This window comes from Streptomyces sp. NBC_01017 (assembly GCF_045162795.1).
Taxonomy (GTDB): Bacteria; Actinomycetota; Actinomycetes; order Streptomycetales; family Streptomycetaceae; genus Streptomyces; species Streptomyces machairae.
The window spans coordinates 5,892,648-5,911,277 of sequence record NZ_CP108683.1 but is presented as its reverse complement, the minus strand read 5'-3'; the positions used below and the strand labels follow the sequence as shown (position 1 = coordinate 5,911,277).

The following is an 18,630-nucleotide window of genomic DNA, read 5'->3' as shown; positions in this document are numbered from 1 at the left end:
GCCCCACTCTGAATTACTCGGAACTACTCGGTACTACTCGGACAGGAGGTTCCAGACCGAGTCGAACCACTTCTGCATGCTCTCCACGAAGACGCTCCCCGAGGAGTTCGGTTCGTCGTCCTTCACGTGGTGTGTGAGCGTGGCACCGAGGCCGAGCACGTCGAGCGCGGTGATCTCCTCGCCGGGTTCCAGTTCGATCTTCCGCTCGATCACCTCGTACGGTCCGTGCAGGGCCTCGGCGCCGTTGAAGAGGTAGAGCTTGAAGGCCGGAGTCAGTGGTGCCCGCCGGATCTCCACGTCGACCGACGGTACCCAGCCCTCGGTCTTGAGGGCTCCCAGCGACTCCCGCAGCGACTCCGTGTGCCGCTCCGTGATGTCATGAAGCCGCTCCCGCAACCGCTGGTCCCCCTGGTCGTCCTTGACGCGGGGATAGGGCAGAGACTGCGTCTCGGCAGGCAGGAGCATGCGCAGGGTGATGCGTCCAGGGCTGATGGAGCGGCCGCGGATGCGGTCGGCCTGCTGCTGGATGCGCCAGTAGAGGGACTCGGACGTCAACGTATAGACGTCCAGGGTCACTTCGGGCTGCTCGAAGGCCTCGCTGATGAGGGATTCGAGGGTGATGCCGCGGCGCGAGCGGGTGGCTTTGGGGGTCGGCGAGTGTATTCGCTGGGTCTTGATCACCCGGGACCCGCTGCCCTGCCGTGATTCGATCCAGCCCTCGTCGACCAGTTCCCGCAGGGCCCGTTGGACGGTGTCCCGGGAGACGCCGAACTCCTCCGCGAGGTCACGCTGGGAAGGCAGATAGGAGCCCGGCGCGTACGGCCCGTCGGTCATACGGGCGCGCAACTCGTCGGCGACCCGCTGGAACTCCCGGCCGCCGCTGTCACTGGTCTGCTGCGCATCCACACCTCGACCGTACCGCTTGCAGTCCACCCTCAAACCCGAATCCAGTCAACCCGCCTGCCACACCGGCCAGTTGGTTAAGGGATCAGTCAGACCGGGCAGACCGTCCGCAAGCCAACCAGTCCAATTGGACGGATAGTTGGAGTGTTGCGGGAAAGTGGAAGGGAGGTGGGGGAATGCTTCTGCTTCAAGTCTTCAGGGGACTCTTCGAGCTGGTCCTGGGCATGCAGGCGCAGACGAAGCTCGGCGGCGTCGGTGTACTGCTCCTGCTGGCGGTGGGGGTGGGCATACGGGCGCGACGCGTGGGCCTGGCCGTCGGGGCGGCCATGGTGTTCACGCTGCTGATGATTCAGGCCTGAGCCCGGACCAGTGGCAGGACCGACTTCAGCTCGGCCACAACCGTCTTGGCCCCGGCCTCCCGCAGCAGCTTCTCCTTGTGCGGATTACGCGCGTAGCCGAGGAACGCCACGCCGGCGCTGTTCGCGGCGGCGAGGTCCGAGGGCGTGTCGCCGATCATCAGGGAGGACGAGCGTGCCGCCCCCATGGCGCTCAGGGCCCGGTTGAGGCAGTGCGGGTCCGGCTTGAGGTGATGGAGGTCCTGGGTGCGGCCGTAGATGTGCGGGCTGAAGCAGGAGAGCAGGCCACGGCCGTTGAGGTAGGTGCGCACCACTCGGGGGGAGTTGTTGGTGGTGATGGCCAACCGGGATCCGACGGCCGTCCAGGTGCGTATCAGCGGGTCCGCGTACGCCGTGGGCATCGCGGAGGAGGTCGCCCGCAGTTCCTCCTGGGTGAGACGTTCCTCCAGCTCCGCCACCAGGTCGCTGCCGGGGTGCCGGCGGTCGACGGCGCGCAGGACGACGTGGGGGTCCAGCAACTCCCGCTCGGCGTCGGTCAGCAGCCCGTGCAACCCCCGCCCCTCAAGCCACTCCACCAGCTCGGCCGCCACCCGCTCCGCCGAATGTCCCGCGAACAGCCGGCAGATCGGGCCGTCGAAGTCCCACAGCACGACGCGGGCGCGCTGGATCAGTTCGCGGAGTCGTTCCGTGTCGTTCTCGGTCTCTGCTGTCACCTGTTCAGTCTGCTTCGTATCAGAAGTCACTAGGAGAGTGTCAGGTCAGTGGTGATGGTTTCCCAGAGGGCGTCGAACCACTTCTGGGATTCCTCCACGAACGCGGCGTCGCGCTGACCGGCCTGCTTGACGAAGGAGAAGAGGAGGGACTGGGAGCCGAGGGCGTCGTACATGTCCAGGGTGCGGCTCTCGTACTCCTCCTGGCGTTCGGTGAGGACGTAGTAGCCGATCAGGGCTTCGTCGCTGTTCAGGAGGTAGAGCTTCACCGGGGGTGTGAACGGCAGGGCGCGGAAGGTGACATGGACGTCGATGCCGTGGGTGGAGCGGATGGCCTGGAGGTTGTGGCGGAGCACCTGGGCCTGGGCGTTGCGCATGGCCAGCCAGCGCTTGTGGACCGGATCGTCGTCCCCCCGCCCCTCCACCAGGACCGGAAAGGCGAGGTGGATGTCCCGGGACGGCAGCAGGACCCGGACGTCGATCGACTCGGGGCGGATCGAGCCCTCGTGGATCAGTCGGAGGGGTTCGCCGAGGGCGAGCATCAGGGTTTCCGAGGTGTGGCATACGACGTCCACGCGGACGTGCGGTGCGGCGAAGGCCTCCGTCAGACGGGGGGCCAGGCTGACCATCGTCGGCTGGGGGACGCCCCGGGTGGGGGCCGGCAGGGCGATGCGCGGCGGGCTGCCCTTGCTGACGTTGGTGAGGAGGCCGTCCTCCTGCAGTGCGCGCAGGGCCTGGCGTACGGTGCCTCGCTCCACGCCGAACTCCTCGGCCAGCTCGGCCTGGGTGGGCAGGCGGTCGCCCGCCTTGAGCTCTCCGACGCGGATCCGTTCCCGCAGGATGTCGGCGATCTCCTGCGGCGAGAGTCTCCTGCTGCCGTTCACTGCCACGTTCTCCTGAGTCACGACCAAACGCTACAACTCTCACCCATCTATGGGCAGTTGTTTGTAGCTTGTTTCAAAGTAGGGGCCAAGTGGGGACAACTTAGTTGGAGTTGGCGCCAAGTTGGTTGAGTTGGTGGAAGTAATCCTTCCATCCCCAGAAGCCCGAAGGGGGAAACACCGATGCCCGTCCTCGCACTCCTCTCCGCCGTGTTCGTCGTCGGCGTCGAGCAGACCCTCCAGTGGAAGTACGGTGCCACCGGCATCATCGGCCTGCTGCTGCTCACCATAGGCATCAAGGCCAAGAGCCCCACCGTCAGTTCGATAGGGGCCGTCGTCCTCGCGATCCTGCTCTCGGGTCCCGCCCTATGACCACGGCAAACACTCAGGTCAAACACTGTGGGGGATGATCAGCTCGTGAGCAGCAGCTCCGAACTGATCGTCTCCCACAGTGCGTTGAACCAGACATGCGACTGCTCCACGAACGTCGTGTCCCGCAGCGCGGACCCCTGCTCGAAGGCGAACAGCGTCGACTGGATGCCGGGGGCGTCGTACATCTCCAGGTGCTGCTGGCCGATCTCCACCTCGCTGCGCGCCAGCGTGTAGTAGGCGAAGAGCGCCTCCGTGCCGTTGAGGAGGTAGAGCTTCACCGGCGGCGTGAACGGCAGCGCCCGGAAGGTGACCCGCACATCGATGCCGTGCGTGGCGCGCAGCGCCAGCAGATTGTGCCGGAGCACCTGACCCTGGGCGTTGCGCTGGGCGAGCCAGCGCCGGCGCAGCCGTATGTCGTCGTCGGCCGAGCCGTCGACCGGTGTCGGGAACGCGAGCGAGATGTCGCGGCTCGGCAGCATGACGCGGACGTCGACCTTGGCCGGTTTCAGCTGTCCCGCGTGGATCTGGCGGAGCGGTTCGCCCATGGCGAGCGTGAGGGAGACCGAGGTGAGGCACAGCGCGTCGATCTCGACGTGCGGGGCGGCGAAGGCGGCCGCTATCCGCGGGGCGAGAGCCCCCATGGTCGGCTGCGGTGCGGCTCCGGGGCCGGTCAGCGCCCTGCCGAGGTCGGGGGCGACGGTCGCCGGGGCCCCTTTGGACACGTTGGTCAGCAGATGCTCCGACTGCAGGATGCGCAGCGCCTGCCGTACGGCTCCGCGCTCGACGCCGAATTCGTCCGCCAGCTTGGCCTGGGTGGGCATGCGCTGGCCGGGCTGCAGTGCGCCCGAGGTGATGCGGGCGCGCAGCTCATCGGCCACGTCCCGATGTGACTTCTGTGGCCGCTGTGAACTCTTCCGCCCATTGACGGAGGCGTGTTTCGGCTCCACGACCAAACACTACAACTTCCCGCCATCTTTAGGCAGTTCCGGGGAAGGTGGTTATGAGACGCTCCCAAGCGGTCATAAGTACAGTGAAGTTGGTCGCCAACTTAAGCAACATGGTCAAACTTCAAGAGGGTTGGCCACCAGAGTCGGTTCTGTCGACCATCGTCCCCGAAAGGAGACCGGCATGCCGCTCATCTACCTCGCCGTAGCCGCGCTCGTCATTGGATTCGAGCAACTCATCCAGTGGAAGTACGGGCCGATGGGCATCATTGCCTTTCTCGCCCTGACCGTCGGTATCAAGGCCAAGAACACCATGATCGGCGGCATCGGCGCGGTGATCCTCGTCATGTTGCTCGCCCACTAGGCCTTCGCACGAAGGCCCGGCGACCAGGTTCGGCCGTCCGGGCTCCCTTCCGGAGGGGAGCCGGGAGCCCGGTCGGTCAGCACAGCCACAACTTCACATCGACAACCGAATACCGACAGCACAGCCACAACTGAACAGCTCGCTACGGATGAGCAGACCTGTCACCGGCCGAGAGGAGGCCTCAGAAGACGTCCGGACACCAAGGTCGCCCGGACGTACGCAGCAGGGCGTCGGCCACCAGGGCGGCGCCCGCTCGTTCTTCCCGGACCCGCCCCAGTGCGGTAAGCCGTACGGCGGACTCGTCACCGAGCCAGAGGCTGCCCAAGTCGGCCACGTCGAGGGTGAGTTCGGGCGCGGCCGTGGTCGGCGTACAGGAGGATCCGTCGGCCGACGCCTCCAGCAGGAAGCGTCCGCCGGTCAGCCCGGCCCCGTCCACGACCTCCAGCACCAGCGACCCCTGCCCCTGGTACGTCCGCGCCTCCAGCGCCCGTACGACATCCAGGATCCGCACCCACAACCAGTCCGCCAGCGTCGTGATCCGGGCGGCCCGCGGATCGGGGAAGTAGAGGGGCAGCAGGTCGTCGGGGGCCCGCCAGCCACTCTTGACCGTCGTGATCCAGTCGATCGAGCACAGGTAGCGCCACAGGGCGCGCTCGGCGTCCGGGGTGGCCGCGACGAGCCAGTTCACGGTCGCCGTGTTGAGCGGCTGCTTGCCGTCGCCCCAGTGGTCGTCCGCCTGGTACGACGCCAGTCCCTGGACCTCGCCGCCCGCCGAGCGGTACACGGCGAAGAAGGGCTCGGTCCACGGGGACCTGTCCAGGCGCACCGCCCCGGTGCTGACCTGCCACCAGCGCTCGTCCCGGTCGACGGCGCCCGGCTGGGCGCGGCGCACCCGCTCGTACAGCTCCGGGCCGATCTTGCGTACGTCCGCGCCGTCCACGAGGTCGATACGGCCGCCGTCGTCCGGGCCGGACCACCTCGGGTCGAGGCCGGTGCGGGGGACGTCGATGGTCCACTGGGCCGTGGACGTGGCGGGGCCGAAGCCGTAGCGGCCGTAGATCGGGTACTCGGCGGCGATCAGGGTGGCGACGACGTCACCGCGGTCCTTCGCGGCGGCCAGGTCGCGGGCCATCATGCGGGTGAGCAGGCCGCGGCGGCGGTGGGTGGGGCTGACGGTGACGTTCGAGATGGCGTCCGCGGGGACGGGGGCACCGCCGACTGCGGTGATCTCCTGGGCGAAGGAGCGGAAGGTCGCCACGCAACGGCCGGTGTCGAAGGCGCCGAGGGTGCGGGTCGGGACGATGTACGACGCGCGGTCGGCGACCTCTGCCTCGGAGACGTCGGGGCTGCGCAGGAAGCCGGTGTTCAGGGCCCGGGTCCAGTCGGGGATGTCGGCCTCGGTGATCGGCCGGACGTCGATGTCGGTGGGAGGTTCGGGACGGCTCATGGGGTCACGGTAGGTGGGCGGGCGTGGCGTGTCGCCGGGTTTTTACTCGCCCTCAAACTCCCCCAGAGGGGGCACCCCCGGACCGTCAGAAAGGCGACAGCCCCCTCCCTGTGGGTGGGGGCTGTCTCAAGCGCCGGTCCTCGGACCGCTCCGGCCGGCGTGCTACGTCAACAGGTCGTCCACCTGCGCCTCACCGTCCCGGTACCGCCGCGCGATCTCCGCGCTGCAGTCGTCGGCCGTCCGCTGCAGGCGCTGGCGGCGGCGGGACACCTGCTGCTCGTAGCGGACGAGGCGTCCCATCGCGGTGTTCAGTTCGGTGTCCGTGCGGGCCTCCAGGTCCGACAGTTCCACCTCGGCCAGCATCTCGGCCGCCAGCAGCCGGTACTCCTCGCTCTGCGGGGTGCCCAGCGTCACGTGGCGGGCCGAGGAGCGGTGGCGGGCGGGGGCGTCGGTCAGGATCTCCGGGAGACGGTCGACGACGGACGCCGCGCCCGCCGGCGAACGCCGTGCCACCTCCGCCCGCAGGATGTCGATCCGCCCCTGCAGCAGCCGTCGTAGATAGCTCAGATCCGCCTCGTCGCGCTGCGCGTCCCGGCGTAGGGTGCGCAGCTCGGGCAGGCTGAGTGCGGTCAGGTCGTGCTCGGGCGGTTCCACGGGCAGCCGCGGGCCCGGATCCTCGGCGGTGCGCTGCGTGGGCGGCCGCAGGCCGTCCAGCTGGGCCGCGTGGCTCAACACGACAGCCCCAGGAGGCTGCCCTGAACTCGGTGTGCTCATATGCCTCTACCGTCCCCTCGACCGGCGTGTGGAAGCATGGTGCCATCCCAACTGGCCCCAATGTGACCGAGTGCCCCCGAACGGGCCCAGATGGGGGGTTAAGGATCAAAAAAGAAACCCCCAAAGAGGCCTCTGCTCCGCACCCGGCATGATGGCCGCATGCGAGCTGTGGTGCAGAGGGTGGACGGCGCGAGCGTCGTCGTGGACGACGAGACGGTCGGGGAGATCGACGGCGAGGGGCTGTGCGTGCTCGTCGGCGTCACACACGAGGACACCAAGGAGAAGGCGGCCCAACTCGCCCGCAAACTCTGGTCGATCCGCATGCTGCACGACGAGAGGTCGTGCAGCGACATCGACGCCCCGCTCCTCGTCATCAGCCAGTTCACCCTGTACGGCGACGCGCGCAAGGGGCGACGGCCCACCTGGAACGCCGCCGCCCCGGGCGATGTCGCCGAGCCGCTCGTCGACGAGGTCGTCGCCCAACTCCGCGCTCTGGGCGCGACGGTGGCGACGGGCCGGTTCGGGGCCAAGATGCGGGTGGGCTTGACGAACGACGGCCCGTTCACCGTGCTCCTGGAGATCTAGGCCTGTCGTTGGATAGGCCCTAGGGCTCGACCACCGTCTCCTGCGCCGCGGCCGTCGTGTCCGCCATCAGCGGTGCGTCCACCGGCACGTTCCGCTTGATCAGCGCGAGCGCGACCGGGCCGAGCTCGTGGTGCCGTACGGACGTCGTGATGAAGCCGATCTTGCGGCCGTCCGGGCCCTCGTCGGCGAGCCGGATCTCGGTGCCGGGCGCCGGCAGGTGGACCTCGCTGCCGTCGAGGTGCAGGAAGACCAGCCGGCGCGGCGGCTTGCCGAGGTTCTGGACGCGGGCGACGGTCTCCTGGCCGCGGTAGCAGCCCTTCTGAAGGTGTACCGCGCCGGCGATCCAGCCCAGCTCGTGCGGGATGGTGCGGTGGTCGGTCTCGAAGCCGAGGCGCGGGCGGTGGTGTTCGACGCGCAGCGCCTCGTAGGCGAGGATTCCGGCCGGCGGACCGGTCTTCTCCGCGTACGACTCAAGGTCGGCGCGCGGGAGGAACAGGTCGCGGCCGTGCGCCGTCTCGCGTACGACGCCGCCCTCGGGTACCTCGGCGATCGACCCGGCGGGCAGGTGCACGACCGCGAACTCGGCGGTCCGGTCGGCGACTTCGACCTGGTAGAAGAACTTCATCGACTCCAGGTACGCGATCAGCGCGTCCTGGGTGCCGGGCTCGACATGGGCCCAGACCGTCGTGCCGTCGTCGACCAGGTACAGCGCGTGCTCGATGTGGCCGTGCGCGGAGAGGATCAGCGCCTCGGTGGCCTCGCCCACCGGGAGGTCGCTGACGTGCTGCGTGAGCAGCAGATGCAGCCAGCTCAGCCGGTCCTGGCCGGTGACGGCGATCACTCCGCGGTGCGAGAGGTCGACGAAACCGGTGCCGTCGGCGAGGGCACGCTGCTCGCGGAACAGGTCGCCGTAGTGGGCGGCGACGCCTTCGTCCACGCCCTCGGCGGGCACGGCACCGGGCAGGGTCAGCAAAGGGCTCTTCATATGCACAAGCCTACGACTCGGTAGTTGAATTCTTGAGCTTGCGGGCGCAGTCCTCACAGCGGCCGAAGATCGCGAAGTGCTTCATGTCCGTGTCGAACCCGAAGGTCTCACGCAGCTTCGCCGTGAAATCCGCGGCCACCGACACATCGGCCTCGATCACGTTCGTGCAGTCGCGGCAGACCAGGTGGAGGTGATGGTGCCGGTCCGCCAGGTGGTACGTCGGCGCGCCGTGCCCGAGGTGGGCATGGCTGACCAGCTCGAGCTCCTCCAGGAGCTCCAGGGTCCGGTACACGGTGGAAATGTTGACCCCCGACGCCGTCTTCCTCACTTCCACGAGGATGTCGTCGGGGGTCGCATGCTCAAGGGTGTCCACGGCTTCCAGGACAAGCTGACGCTGAGGCGTCAGCCGGTAGCCGCGCTGCCTGAGGTCGCTCTTCCAGTCGGTGCTCACCACACCCAAGAGTCTAGGACTACTTGAAGAAAGCGATGCCGTCGTCCGGCATGTCATCGGGCAGGGCCTTGGCCCAGCGCTCGACATCCTCCGGGGTGACGACCTTCTTCAGGTGGGCCGACATGTAGGGGCGCAGCTCGACCTCGGGGGTCTGCTTCTCGCCGACCCACATGAGGTCGCTCTTGACGTAGCCGTACAGCCGCTTGCCGCCGGTGTACGGCCCGGAGGCGGCCGTACGGGCCACCGCGTCCGTGACCAGGTCGATCTGCGGCTTCTTGTCGGCCAGCTCGCCGTACCAGATCTCGACGACACCGTCGTCGCGGACCATGGTGACCTCGACCTTGCGGTCGGCGTCGATGCGCCAGAAACCGTGCTCGGACTCCAGCGGCTTCACCTTGTTGCCGTCGTTGTCCAGCACCCAGGTGTGGGACCGGTACTCCAGGAAGTCCCGGCCGTCGTGGCTGAAGGCGACCTCCTGCCCGAAGTTGCACTTCTCGGAGCCGGGGAAGTCGTGCACGCCCGCGCCCGCCCAGCTGCCGAGCAGGAAGGCGAGGGGGACGAGGTCCTTGTGAAGGTCGGACGGGATCTCGATCATGAGCAGCTCAGAAGTCTCGTACGTCGGGTGATGGGGATCAGCGCTGGCCCTGGTACAGCTTCTTCACGGCCAGCCCGGCGAAGGCGAGGACGCCGACGCAGACCAGGACCAGCAGGGCTTCGAAGAAGATCTCCACGGGGTTGCTCCTCGATTGAGCGGAGAGTGTGCGGTACGTACACAGGGCCGGGCCCCAGCTTACGCGGCCGGGGACCGGCCCTCCGTGTGAGGTGGGCCCTCGCCGGGATCAGCCGAGCAGCTGGCTCTGGAGGACCACCGTCTGCTGGAAGGGGATGGCCGCGGCACCGCCCTTGCGGGACTGCACGACCAGCCCCAGGACGTCACCCGACACCAGGTACGCCTGCCGGACCTGCTCGGCGCCGTACGGCTTGGCCTCGGCGTAGGCGTAGTGCCGTACGTCGGTGACCTCGGCGGCGGCCGGGAAGTCCTCGTCCATGTGCACCTGGGCGGCGCCGCGCAGGGCGTGCTGGGGCGAGTCGTAGCTGGTGAAGTGGTCCTGCTGGAGCACGTCGGTCACCTGGGCGGACTCGAACTGCAGCAGGTAGATCCTGGTGTGGGTGCCGTCGGGGGTGGTCCAGCCGCGGGCGGCGATGTGCCGCAGGGCATGGTCCTTGAGCACCTGGGCGAGGGCGTCCCGGTCCTCCGCCGACTCGTACGCCGCCAGGAAGTCCTTCGTCGCCAGCCAGCCGTTCCGTCCGCCGAGCGCCTTGTCGGCCTTGTCCGTCCTGGCCCCCGCGGGCGCCGGCAGCAGGAGCTTGCGCAGGTCCGCGTGGTGCAGGGCGGCCGCGTTCTCCTCGGCGAACGGCGCGGGGCTGCCGGAGGGCAGCGGCGGCTTGGTGATCGCCGGGTAGGCCCAGCGCCCGTCCGCCTCGGTCTCGAGACCGGGTACGTCCGTACGCTCCATCCGCGTGATGCCGTACGCGGTCGAGGCGCCGACGGCGGCGAAGACGACGACGGTCGCGGTCCAGCGCAGGACGGCGCGCAGAACGCGGCGATCCTTCTTCACCGGAGTCACCGGAGTCACCGGGTTCTCCGGGCTCTCCGGAATCACCGGAATCACCGGAATCACCGGGGGTACGGCGGGGGCCGGCGGTGCCTCCGGCATCGGCGGTGCGTCGGCGACGGGCGCCGTGGCGGTGGGCTGCTGCTCGGTCATACGGCCTTCCCCGGGTCGTCGATGCGGTCGAGCTGTCGGGTGACGAATATCCCGATGCTGTTCAGGTCGAGGGGCCGGAGGCCCGACACGGTGGCGCTGATCAGCACGTCTCCCGAGTAGGCCGCGCAGAACACCCGGTCGAGCTTCTCGTCGTCGACCTTGGGCGTCAGGAAGCACTTGGCGTTCTTGTGACCCTCGATCTTGGGGCCCTTGCGGAAGATGCCGATGGCGGAGAGGAACTCGTTCTGGGCGGTCGCGACGTCCCGTGCGTCGTCGCGGCTCTCCATCCGCGCCAGTACGACGCTGACGGAGAACGCCGTCTTGTGGTGGATGTCGTAGGGGTCGGCGTTGTAGTAGCTGCGCATCGCCATGCCCTTGAGGCTCCGCTTGTCGAGCGCCTTCTCCAGCTTCCGCCGCTCGCTGCGGGGCAGGTCCTTGAGCGACTCCTTGCGCAGGGCGGTGGCCTGACGGCCGCTGAGCTCGGCGTCGGAGCCGAACTCTCCGAGGTCGGGGCCGCGGGTGTAGCCCTTCTCGTCGTACGGCAGCAGCAGACCGGCCAGCCCCGTGGCCGCCGCATCCGTCTTCTCCGCCTTGTCGCCGGCCACGGCGGGCTTGGGGAACTTCCAGGTCGGCGCGCCCGCATCGCGGTCGGCGTTCTGGACGGTCACCACGGTGTAGCCGGCACCGCCGACGACGGCACCGAGCAGCAGGACGGTCCCGGCGATGGCGGCGATGCGCGAGGCACGCGGCCGCTTGCGTTCGGGGCCCGCGGGGAGGCTCTCGGGGCTGGAGAGGATCTCGGGGCTCTGCACTTCCTCAGGTGTCTCGCTCACAGCCGGCCCACCTGCCGCTTGGCCAGGTCCATGATCTTCTCCTTGGGGATCGGCTTGGTGTCGTAGACCCAGATGTCCACCGCGATGTCACCGCGCCAGGCATGTGCCTCGGCCGAGTACAGCGGGAGGTAGCCGGCCTTGCGATCCGGGCTGTCGTGCACGTACGCCATGCCGTCGCCCGTGCCCGGGATGGGCCAGCTGCGGGTGTCGGACTCCTCCTCGGCCCAGTAATAGGAGCCCTCGGCGTTCTCGGCGGCCGACAAGGCCTGCTCCTGGCGGTACTGCACCAGGTGGATCACGACGTTCTGCGTGCTGCCCACCCGCCAGCTCGTCGCGGCGGCACGGCGGAACTGCTCCTCGATGAGGTTGCCGACGGCCTCGTCCGGCTCCTTGAAGGTCTCCGCGTACTCGGCGAGGTCCATCCAGCCGTCCGTGCCCAGCTCGAAGACGGTGTCCCGCGTGCCCTTGGGCCGCTTGAGGAGCAGCTTGCGCAGGTCGCCGCCGGTCTTCACCCGACGGTCCTCGGCGGCCGACAGCGGCGCGACCTCGCCCTTGGCCTGCTTGACCACGGGCTGGGAGAGCGGCGGCAACTTCGTGGGCTCGCGGTCGGCCTGCACGAGATAGCCGGTGCAGGTCCCCGCGACGACCCCGAGCACGACGGCTCCGGCGATCAGCAGTGCCGTACGCCCCCGCCGGCGAGGCCGGGGCACGACCTCGTCCACTTCTTCAGATAGATCCAAAACGTCCCCCCACGGAACGTGAAGTGCGCATTCCGTATGCGCGCGCACAGAAGACCCGTGGCCAACGCACCAGGTTGTAAGGGAGTTGATTACGATTCGGCCATGGCGAAGAAGCTGGTGATCAAGGTGACGGCGGGGGCCGATGCCCCCGAACGCTGCTCACAGGCGTTCACGGTTGCGGCGGTGGCGGTGGCGAGTGGCGTCGACGTCTCCGTGTGGCTGACCGGCGAGTCCGCCTGGTTCGCCCTCCCGGGCCGCGCCGCCGAGTTCGAACTCCCGCACGCGGCCCCGCTCCCCGACCTGATCGACTCCATCCTGGCCACCGGCCGCCTCACCCTGTGCACCCAATGCGCGGCCCGCCGGGACATCACGGAGAAGGACGTCATCGAGGGCGTGCGGATCGCAGGCGCCCAGGTCTTCGTGCAGGAGGCTCTGGGGGACGAGACGCAGGCGCTCGTCTACTGAGACGGCCACGCACCTCGCGGTGGGCAGGACCGCCGGGGGCCGCTCACTGGCGCGGCCGCTTCTTGCCGTCCAGTTCGTCCCACCACTCGTCGGACTGGGGGTCGCCGGACGGGTCGTCCCACCAGCGGTCCTCCGGGCCGCGGCGGTTGGCGACCATGGCGGCGAGCGGCGGGATGACCATGGCGACCACGCACATGCCCACGGCCACCGGGATCGACCACAGGCGTACGACGCCCCAGGCCAGGACGAAGAGCGTGATGCAGATCCCCATCATGGCGAAGTACCAGTGACGCCGCCGCGCGTACATGACTCCAGAGTAGATCCGCACAGGCCGAAGGGCCGCACCCCAGGCGTCCAACCCGTGGGGTGCGGCCCTTCGGCCGATCAGAGGTGCCTCAGACCGCGATCGCGATCTCCGCCAGGCCGCCCTGCTGGGCGACGACCGTACGGTCGGCGGTGGCGCCGGGGACGAGTGCGCGCACGGTCCAGGTGCCCTCGGCCGCGTAGAAGCGGAACTGGCCCGTGGCGGAGGTGGGGACCTCCGCGGTGAACTCGCCGGTCGAGTCCAGCAGACGGACGTAGCCCGTCACCGGCTCGCCGTCGCGGGTCACCTGACCCTGGATCGTGGTCTCACCGGGCTTGATCGTCGAGGCGTCGGGGCCGCCGGCCTTCGCTCCACACATGTCTTTCTCCAAAGAGGGGTCTGACCGGAAGGAAGGCCGGTCGGGATCTGCGGGTCTGCGCTCTTACTACGCTTGCTACGGGCTTACTTGTTGGCGCCGAGCTCGATCGGCACGCCGACGAGGGAGCCGTACTCGGTCCAGGAGCCGTCGTAGTTCTTGACGTTCTCCACACCGAGCAGCTCGTGCAGGACGAACCAGGTCAGCGCGGAGCGCTCACCGATGCGGCAGTAGGCGATGGTGTCCTTCGCCAGGTCGACCTGCTCCTCGGCGTAGAGCTCCTTGAGCTCGTCGTCCGACTTGAAGGTGCCGTCGTCGTTGGCGTTCTTGGACCACGGGATGTTGCGGGCGGACGGGACGTGGCCCGGACGCTGCGACTGCTCCTGCGGCAGGTGGGCCGGCGCGAGCAGCTTGCCGCTGAACTCGTCGGGCGAACGGACGTCGACCAGGTTCTGCGAACCGATGGCCGCCACCACGTCGTCACGGAAGGCACGGATGGCGGTGTTCTGCGCCTTGGCCTTGTAGTCGGTGGCGGGGCGCTCCGGAACGTCCTCGACCAGCTCGCGGGCGTCCAGCTCCCACTTCTTGCGGCCGCCGTCGAGGAGCTTGACGTTGTCGTGGCCGTAGAGCTTGAAGTACCAGTAGGCGTACGACGCGAACCAGTTGTTGTTGCCGCCGTAGAGGATCACCAGGGTGTCGTTGGCGATGCCCTTGGCCGACAGGAGCTTCTCGAAGCCCTCCTGGTCGATGAAGTCGCGGCGGACCGGGTCCTGCAGGTCCTTGGTCCAGTCGATGCGGATCGCGTTCTTGATGTGGTTCTTCTCGTAGGCGGACGTGTCTTCGTCCACCTCCACGATCGCGATGTTGGCGTCGTCCAGGTTGTCCTGGACCCAGTCGGCGTCGACGAGGACGTCGCTGCGGCTCATGCTCTTTCTCCTCCGGGGCAGTTGCGGCGGGGCGTGCGAGTGCGAGGGGTGCGTGCTCGGACCGAGACGACGCACCTGTGCCCTGATCGGGGCAGCGGGGAAACGCAGAAGTCGGAGCTTCCGCTCAGAAGGGGCGACAGAGCATGGCGGCAACGCGGCAGAGGTCTACTGCCCGCCGCTTCGTGAGATCCGCCTGTCGCTTCATGGGCTCGATCGTAGGGACGGACAGGCGGGCGTGTCACCGGCGTGTCGCATTCTGAGACGCGATCGTCCGCAATATGGGAAGGAAGCGCCGTCGAGGCCCCGGCCGCACGGCTTCCGGAGGGATGCGTCTCGCATCACATCTACGGTACGGACGACACCGTCTCGCCCATTGGACGCGAGGCGTTTACGGGCCCATTCGCTCCGCCCGCCGCGGTACTACCCGGCGAGGCGGACGTTCGAACCCTTCACGGTGATCTCGACGCCGTCCTTCGCCGCCTGGACGCTGTCGAGCTGGATACCGCCGGGGAGGCCGTCGATCTTCTGCTCGAAGTCGGTGATCGCACGGGCCCGGTTCTCGGCGATGTCGGCGCCGCCGAAGTTGGGCAGGGTGTCGGCCTTCACCCGTACGGTGTCGCCCTGCGCGGTGACCGAGCTGAGGACGTAGACCGGGCTGGGGAGCTTGGTGCCGAGGACGGTGGCTTCGACGGCGACCTTGATCTTGCCGTTGCCGCCGTCGGAGAGGCCGACGACGTTCGCGGTGACGCCGGGGGCGACCTCGGTGGGCTCGGACTTGGCGGTCTTCAGCAGCTCGGCGTAGGTGATGGACGCGGTGCCGGTGGCGCTGGCCGCGATGGCGGAGCTGTAGTTCCCGGAGAACTCGACGCCCTTCATGCTCGCCGTGAGGTCGTCGATCCGGATCGTCTTGCCGTCGGTGCCGGCGGTGGCCTCGTAGTCCTTGATGCCGACCTCGACATCGTCGAGCGAGCCGCTCGCGACCTGGGTGAGGAACGGGAAGCCCTTGATGGACACGTCCGGGGCGGCGGCAAGGTTCTCGCTCGCCTGGAGCTTCCCGGCCGCCTCATCCTCGGCGAACCCGACGGCCAGCCGGTCGGCCAGCACGAAGAGGCCGCCCAGGATCACGACGACTATCAGCAGTATCCGCAGGGCACGCATGTTGTGGTGTTCCCCCCACCTCGGTGTTCGTCAACGACGCGAGGGTAACCCTGCGGCGGGGGTTGACCGGCGAATTGTCGATCATCTGTGACAGGGGGTTTGCCTGCGGGCTGAGCCGCCGCAGAGGAAGGCGCCTTCAGGCGCCCCCTCTCAGGATGGCGCTCCGTAGCGGGTGGCGATCGCCTCTGCGCGGTTGCGCAGGGCGGTGCGCAGCGACTGTGGGGTCAGGGCTTCCGCGTCCGTGGCGAGCTGCCACAGCGCCCATTCGGCATGCCGTGAATCCTGGAAGGTCACCTTCAGCCGCAGCCAGCCGTCTGCGTCGGGTTCTTCCGCGCGGACGGCCAGCGCGGTGTCCAGCAGGTCCTCTCGCCGGGCGGGCTTCACCCGGACCAGCACGGTGAGGTGGTCGCTTCCGGAGAGGAACTGCGTGGAGCGTTCCTGCCAGATCCGGTCCAGATCGACCTGGTTCGGTCGCTGTGCCGCTTCGGGGAGTTCCTCGGCGGCCAGCACCCGCGACAACCGGTAGGTGCGGTCCGCGCCGGATCTCGTGGCCAGCAAGTAGCCCCGGTCGCGTACGGTGACCAGGCCGATCGGGTCCACCGTGCGCCATCGTGGTGTCTGGCCCGTGGCCTCGTAGTGGATGCGCAGCTTGTGTCCGGCGAGCACTGCGCGCCTGATCTCGATCATTGTGGTGTCGGGTATCTCATCAGCGGCCGGCCGCCGTGAGAGCAGGTCGGTGTCCGGGTCGACGAGGAACCGCCGGGCCGCGTCGCTCGCGGTGGCCCGGTGGCTCTCGGGCAGCGCGTCGAGCACCTTGCGCATGGCCGAAGCGAGTTGCGAGCCGAGGCCGAACACCTGCTCGCCGCGCCCCGATCCGGCAGCCAGCAAGGCGAGGGCCTCGTCGTGGTTCAGGCCGGTGAGCTCGGTGCGGAAACCGGGCAGCAGGGCGAACCCGCCATGCCGGCCGCGTTCGGCGTAGACCGGGACGCCGGCCGCGGACAACGCTTCGATGTCGCGCAGCACGGTGCGGGTGGACACATCCAGCTCGCGGGCCAGCGTGTCCGCAGTCAGCCGACCGCGCCGGCGCAGCAGTAGCACCAGTGAGACCAGCCGGTCGGCGCGCATTCGAAAACTCTAACGAAATACATGACTGAGGATGTCGTGATTCGTTGGGACGCTCGCTGACACGACGTCACAGTCGGCGAATGCCGAGCCGATGGACGTGCGTACTCCCGATGCAGCGAATGGAGCTGATGTGGCAGTGGAACGAACGGCGGTCAACCCGGTGACGCGGTCGGCGGAGATGGGATTCAACCAGGGCGAGGTCGTCTCGGGGCACACACGGACTCTGTACATCTCGGGGCAGACCGCGATGAGCAGCGATGGCAAGCCCCAGCATGCCGGCGACATGGCGGCGCAGTTGACGCTGAGCATCGACAACCTGCAGGCCGTGCTCGGCGAGGCCGGGATGTCTCTCGCGAACCTCGTCCGGCTCAACGTCTACACGACCGACGTCGATCTGCTCTTCCAGCACTACGGCGTGCTGGCGGCACGGCTGGGCGCCGCCGGGGTGGCGCCGACCACCACGATGCTCGGGACGACACGGCTGGCGATCCCCACCCTGATGGTCGAGCTTGAGGGAACCGCCGTCGCGTGAGTCGTCCGAGCCGCGGGACGCCGCGTCGTGGTGGCGTCCCGCGGCACCGGCGCTCTCGGCACTCAGCGAAAGCCCCGCCTCAGACCAGCGCCCGCCCCAACAAATAAACAACCGGCGCCGCAGCAGCCAACGGCAGCGCAACCCCCGCCGTGAAGTGCACGAACCGAGACGGATAGTCATAGCTGGCCACCCGATGGCCGATCAGGGCACACGCCCCGGCCCCGACCCCGAGCACGGCCCCGCCGGACCCCACCCCCGTCATCGCACCGACAACGACCCCCGCTCCGGCCGCGGCCGGCAGAGCGGCGACCACAGAAGCCACCGTCGGCAACGGCAACGCCCGCACCAGCACCGCGACAGCAACCGCCACCGCCCCGACACTCACCGCATCGGCGTCGGCCGCGAGATACCCCGCCGCGACAATCGCCAGCGCCGCCGAGACCACCGTCGCCATCAGCCCGTACATCCGCTCGTCCGGCTCGGCGTGCGAACGAAGCTGCAGAACCAGAGTGAGCAGCACCCAGACACCCAGCGTGCCGAGGATGGCCGCAGGCGCCCCGTCGGCCACCAGCAGCGACACATCCGCCGCCAGCGCGCCCGCGAAGGCCAGCGCAATACCCTGCCGGGCCGGCCACATGCCGTTCAGCCGGAACCAGCCGGCGGCCGTCACGGCCTGCAGGGCGACAAGGGGCACCAGCAGGGCGTACGACCCGACCGCAGCCGTGACCGAGAGCAACAGCCCCAGCAGCGCGGTGAGCGCGGCCGGCTGGATCCCGGGCTCGATGATCGGGGAACGGCCCTCCAGCCGGGCCCGCTGGGCGTCCGTGACACGGGTGTTGCCGGCGACGGTCGCGGGACCGTAGCCGGGACCGTCACCGGATCCGGCCTCCGCCTCGGGGCGGGACGCCTGAGCTGGAGACGCCTGGGCGTGGGACGACTGAGGCCGAGCCCGCTGAGCATGGAACTGCTGACCATGGCCCTGCTGGGCGCGCCCCTGCGGCTGAGCGGCAGCATGCCGCCCCTGTGCCTGCGGCACCCCGTCCCAGCCATGGGCCTCGGAAGCGCTCCCGTACCCCGCGTACGCCCCCGCCCCCTGCGAGGGCAGATAAGACGTCTCCGCAGCCGGATCGGAAGGGGCAGAGGGGGCAGAAGGAGCCACCGGCGGCTGCACCTGCGTCTCCCAGGTCTGCCCCTGCCACTGCTGCGTGTACTGCTGGGCGGCCTGCGGATCGTCGTACGCCTGCTGCCCCGGCCACGCCTGCGGCGCGGTCGGCTGCTGCGGTTGCTGCGGCTGCTGTCGCTGCTGCTGATACGGGTCGTACCCGTCGTAACCGTCGTACCCCTGATACGGCTGGTCGGTCATCGTCACCCTCCTGCGAACGGCGGGAGCACCTCGACCGTGCCGCCGTCGGCCAGCCGTACCGTCTCATGTTCGCGGGTGCCCACGGGGTCACCGTCGACGAGGAAGGAGCATCGCTGCAGGACGCGCACGAGTTCACCGGGGTGTCGCTCGCGTGCGGCGTCCAGCGCCTCGGCGAGGGTGGCCGCGTCGAACGGCTCCTCGGCGATTCCGGCCGCGGCCTTCGCGGCGGCCCAGTAGCGCACCGTGACCTTTGGCATCCGGTTCCTC

26 protein-coding genes are annotated in these 18,630 nt (G+C 69.0%); 6 read left to right on the top strand and 20 right to left on the bottom strand.

Annotated elements, in window-relative coordinates; translation table 11 throughout:
• Positions 1-33: 33 nt before the first annotated feature.
• Entirely contained in the window at positions 34-906 is an 873-nt protein-coding gene (locus OG331_RS27145; protein ID WP_406200762.1) for a GntR family transcriptional regulator, read from the bottom strand.
• A 173-nt stretch (positions 907-1,079) separates the two neighbouring features.
• On the opposite strand from OG331_RS27145, the gene OG331_RS27140 reads away from it, so the two are divergent.
• Positions 1,080-1,262: a hypothetical protein gene (locus OG331_RS27140; RefSeq protein ID WP_406200760.1), complete on the top strand. Its 183-nt coding sequence runs from the start codon at positions 1,080-1,082 to the stop codon at positions 1,260-1,262.
• On the opposite strand, the gene OG331_RS27135 is transcribed toward OG331_RS27140, so the two are convergent.
• Both OG331_RS27135 and OG331_RS27130 read right to left on the bottom strand, forming a co-directional pair.
• Positions 1,253-1,972, bottom strand: a complete 720-nt coding sequence (locus OG331_RS27135; RefSeq protein ID WP_406200758.1) for an HAD family hydrolase — start codon at positions 1,970-1,972, stop codon at positions 1,253-1,255. The two genes, OG331_RS27140 and OG331_RS27135, sit on opposite strands and share 10 nt — an antisense overlap.
• A 29-nt stretch (positions 1,973-2,001) precedes the next feature.
• Positions 2,002-2,880, bottom strand: a complete 879-nt coding sequence (locus tag OG331_RS27130) for a winged helix-turn-helix domain-containing protein (protein WP_406200755.1) — start codon at positions 2,878-2,880, stop codon at positions 2,002-2,004.
• Positions 2,881-3,033: 153 nt separating this feature from the next.
• Between OG331_RS27130 and OG331_RS27125 the strand changes: the two genes are divergently transcribed.
• A complete protein-coding gene (locus tag OG331_RS27125; RefSeq protein ID WP_328426642.1) occupies positions 3,034-3,222 on the top strand; it encodes a hypothetical protein in 189 nt (62 codons plus the stop codon).
• Between the two features lie 38 nt (positions 3,223-3,260).
• On the opposite strand, the gene OG331_RS27120 is transcribed toward OG331_RS27125, so the two are convergent.
• Complete coding sequence (locus tag OG331_RS27120; protein ID WP_406200753.1) at positions 3,261-4,175, bottom strand: winged helix-turn-helix domain-containing protein; 915 nt, start codon at positions 4,173-4,175, stop codon at positions 3,261-3,263.
• A 175-nt stretch (positions 4,176-4,350) separates the two neighbouring features.
• Here OG331_RS27120 and OG331_RS27115 point away from each other — a divergent pair, with 175 nt between their 5' ends.
• Positions 4,351-4,530, top strand: coding sequence for a hypothetical protein (locus OG331_RS27115; RefSeq protein WP_406200751.1), 180 nt, complete (start codon positions 4,351-4,353; stop codon positions 4,528-4,530).
• A 181-nt stretch (positions 4,531-4,711) separates the two neighbouring features.
• Here OG331_RS27115 and OG331_RS27110 read toward each other — a convergent pair whose 3' ends face one another.
• On the bottom strand, positions 4,712-5,977 hold the full coding sequence (locus tag OG331_RS27110; RefSeq protein WP_406200749.1) for a GNAT family N-acetyltransferase: 1,266 nt from the start codon (positions 5,975-5,977) through the stop codon (positions 4,712-4,714).
• Between the two features lie 162 nt (positions 5,978-6,139).
• Positions 6,140-6,751, bottom strand: coding sequence for an aerial mycelium formation protein (locus OG331_RS27105; RefSeq protein ID WP_406200747.1), 612 nt, complete (start codon positions 6,749-6,751; stop codon positions 6,140-6,142).
• Between the two features lie 159 nt (positions 6,752-6,910).
• Here OG331_RS27105 and dtd point away from each other — a divergent pair, with 159 nt between their 5' ends.
• Positions 6,911-7,336, top strand: coding sequence for a D-aminoacyl-tRNA deacylase (gene dtd, locus OG331_RS27100; RefSeq protein WP_406200745.1), 426 nt, complete (start codon positions 6,911-6,913; stop codon positions 7,334-7,336).
• Between the two features lie 19 nt (positions 7,337-7,355).
• Here the strand turns inward: dtd and OG331_RS27095 are convergent, their stop codons facing one another.
• From OG331_RS27095 to OG331_RS27070, 6 genes are all read right to left on the bottom strand, one after another.
• Positions 7,356-8,321, bottom strand: a complete 966-nt coding sequence (locus OG331_RS27095; RefSeq protein WP_406200743.1) for a YgfZ/GcvT domain-containing protein — start codon at positions 8,319-8,321, stop codon at positions 7,356-7,358.
• A gap of 10 nt (positions 8,322-8,331) precedes the next feature.
• Entirely contained in the window at positions 8,332-8,775 is a 444-nt protein-coding gene (locus OG331_RS27090; RefSeq protein WP_406200741.1) for a Fur family transcriptional regulator, read from the bottom strand.
• 16 nt (positions 8,776-8,791) lie between these two features.
• A complete protein-coding gene (locus OG331_RS27085) occupies positions 8,792-9,367 on the bottom strand; it encodes an FABP family protein (protein WP_406200739.1) in 576 nt (191 codons plus the stop codon).
• Between the two features lie 244 nt (positions 9,368-9,611).
• On the bottom strand, positions 9,612-10,541 hold the full coding sequence (locus OG331_RS27080; RefSeq protein WP_406200737.1) for a hypothetical protein: 930 nt from the start codon (positions 10,539-10,541) through the stop codon (positions 9,612-9,614).
• Entirely contained in the window at positions 10,538-11,374 is an 837-nt protein-coding gene (locus OG331_RS27075) for a hypothetical protein (protein ID WP_406200735.1), read from the bottom strand. The genes OG331_RS27080 and OG331_RS27075 overlap by 4 nt, the downstream gene beginning before the upstream one ends.
• A complete protein-coding gene (locus tag OG331_RS27070) occupies positions 11,371-12,084 on the bottom strand; it encodes a hypothetical protein (protein ID WP_406200733.1) in 714 nt (237 codons plus the stop codon). Before OG331_RS27070 ends, OG331_RS27075 begins: the two co-directional genes overlap by 4 nt.
• A gap of 132 nt (positions 12,085-12,216) precedes the next feature.
• Between OG331_RS27070 and OG331_RS27065 the strand changes: the two genes are divergently transcribed.
• Entirely contained in the window at positions 12,217-12,579 is a 363-nt protein-coding gene (locus OG331_RS27065) for a DsrE family protein (RefSeq protein ID WP_053197877.1), read from the top strand.
• 43 nt (positions 12,580-12,622) lie between these two features.
• Here the strand turns inward: OG331_RS27065 and OG331_RS27060 are convergent, their stop codons facing one another.
• The 6 genes from OG331_RS27060 to OG331_RS27035 form a co-directional block, all read right to left on the bottom strand.
• Positions 12,623-12,886 carry a DUF3099 domain-containing protein gene (locus OG331_RS27060; protein ID WP_328880761.1) on the bottom strand — a complete coding sequence of 88 codons (264 nt, stop codon included), beginning with the start codon at positions 12,884-12,886 and terminating at the stop codon, positions 12,623-12,625.
• An 88-nt stretch (positions 12,887-12,974) separates the two neighbouring features.
• Complete coding sequence (locus OG331_RS27055; protein WP_328426615.1) at positions 12,975-13,262, bottom strand: DUF1416 domain-containing protein; 288 nt, start codon at positions 13,260-13,262, stop codon at positions 12,975-12,977.
• Between the two features lie 83 nt (positions 13,263-13,345).
• Positions 13,346-14,185, bottom strand: coding sequence for a sulfurtransferase (locus tag OG331_RS27050; protein ID WP_406200730.1), 840 nt, complete (start codon positions 14,183-14,185; stop codon positions 13,346-13,348).
• A gap of 124 nt (positions 14,186-14,309) precedes the next feature.
• On the bottom strand, positions 14,310-14,390 hold the full coding sequence (locus OG331_RS27045; RefSeq protein WP_350751515.1) for an Ms5788A family Cys-rich leader peptide: 81 nt from the start codon (positions 14,388-14,390) through the stop codon (positions 14,310-14,312).
• Positions 14,391-14,605: 215 nt separating this feature from the next.
• A complete protein-coding gene (locus OG331_RS27040; RefSeq protein ID WP_406200728.1) occupies positions 14,606-15,343 on the bottom strand; it encodes a DUF2993 domain-containing protein in 738 nt (245 codons plus the stop codon).
• Between the two features lie 150 nt (positions 15,344-15,493).
• Entirely contained in the window at positions 15,494-16,468 is a 975-nt protein-coding gene (locus tag OG331_RS27035; RefSeq protein ID WP_406200726.1) for a helix-turn-helix transcriptional regulator, read from the bottom strand.
• Between the two features lie 136 nt (positions 16,469-16,604).
• Between OG331_RS27035 and OG331_RS27030 the strand changes: the two genes are divergently transcribed.
• Positions 16,605-17,000, top strand: coding sequence for a RidA family protein (locus OG331_RS27030; RefSeq protein WP_406210298.1), 396 nt, complete (start codon positions 16,605-16,607; stop codon positions 16,998-17,000).
• A 79-nt stretch (positions 17,001-17,079) separates the two neighbouring features.
• Here OG331_RS27030 and OG331_RS27025 read toward each other — a convergent pair whose 3' ends face one another.
• Positions 17,080-18,363, bottom strand: coding sequence for a hypothetical protein (locus OG331_RS27025; protein WP_406200724.1), 1,284 nt, complete (start codon positions 18,361-18,363; stop codon positions 17,080-17,082).
• Between the two features lie 2 nt (positions 18,364-18,365).
• Positions 18,366-18,620 carry a MoaD/ThiS family protein gene (locus OG331_RS27020; protein ID WP_030052141.1) on the bottom strand — a complete coding sequence of 85 codons (255 nt, stop codon included), beginning with the start codon at positions 18,618-18,620 and terminating at the stop codon, positions 18,366-18,368.
• Between the last annotated feature and the right edge of the window lie 10 nt (positions 18,621-18,630).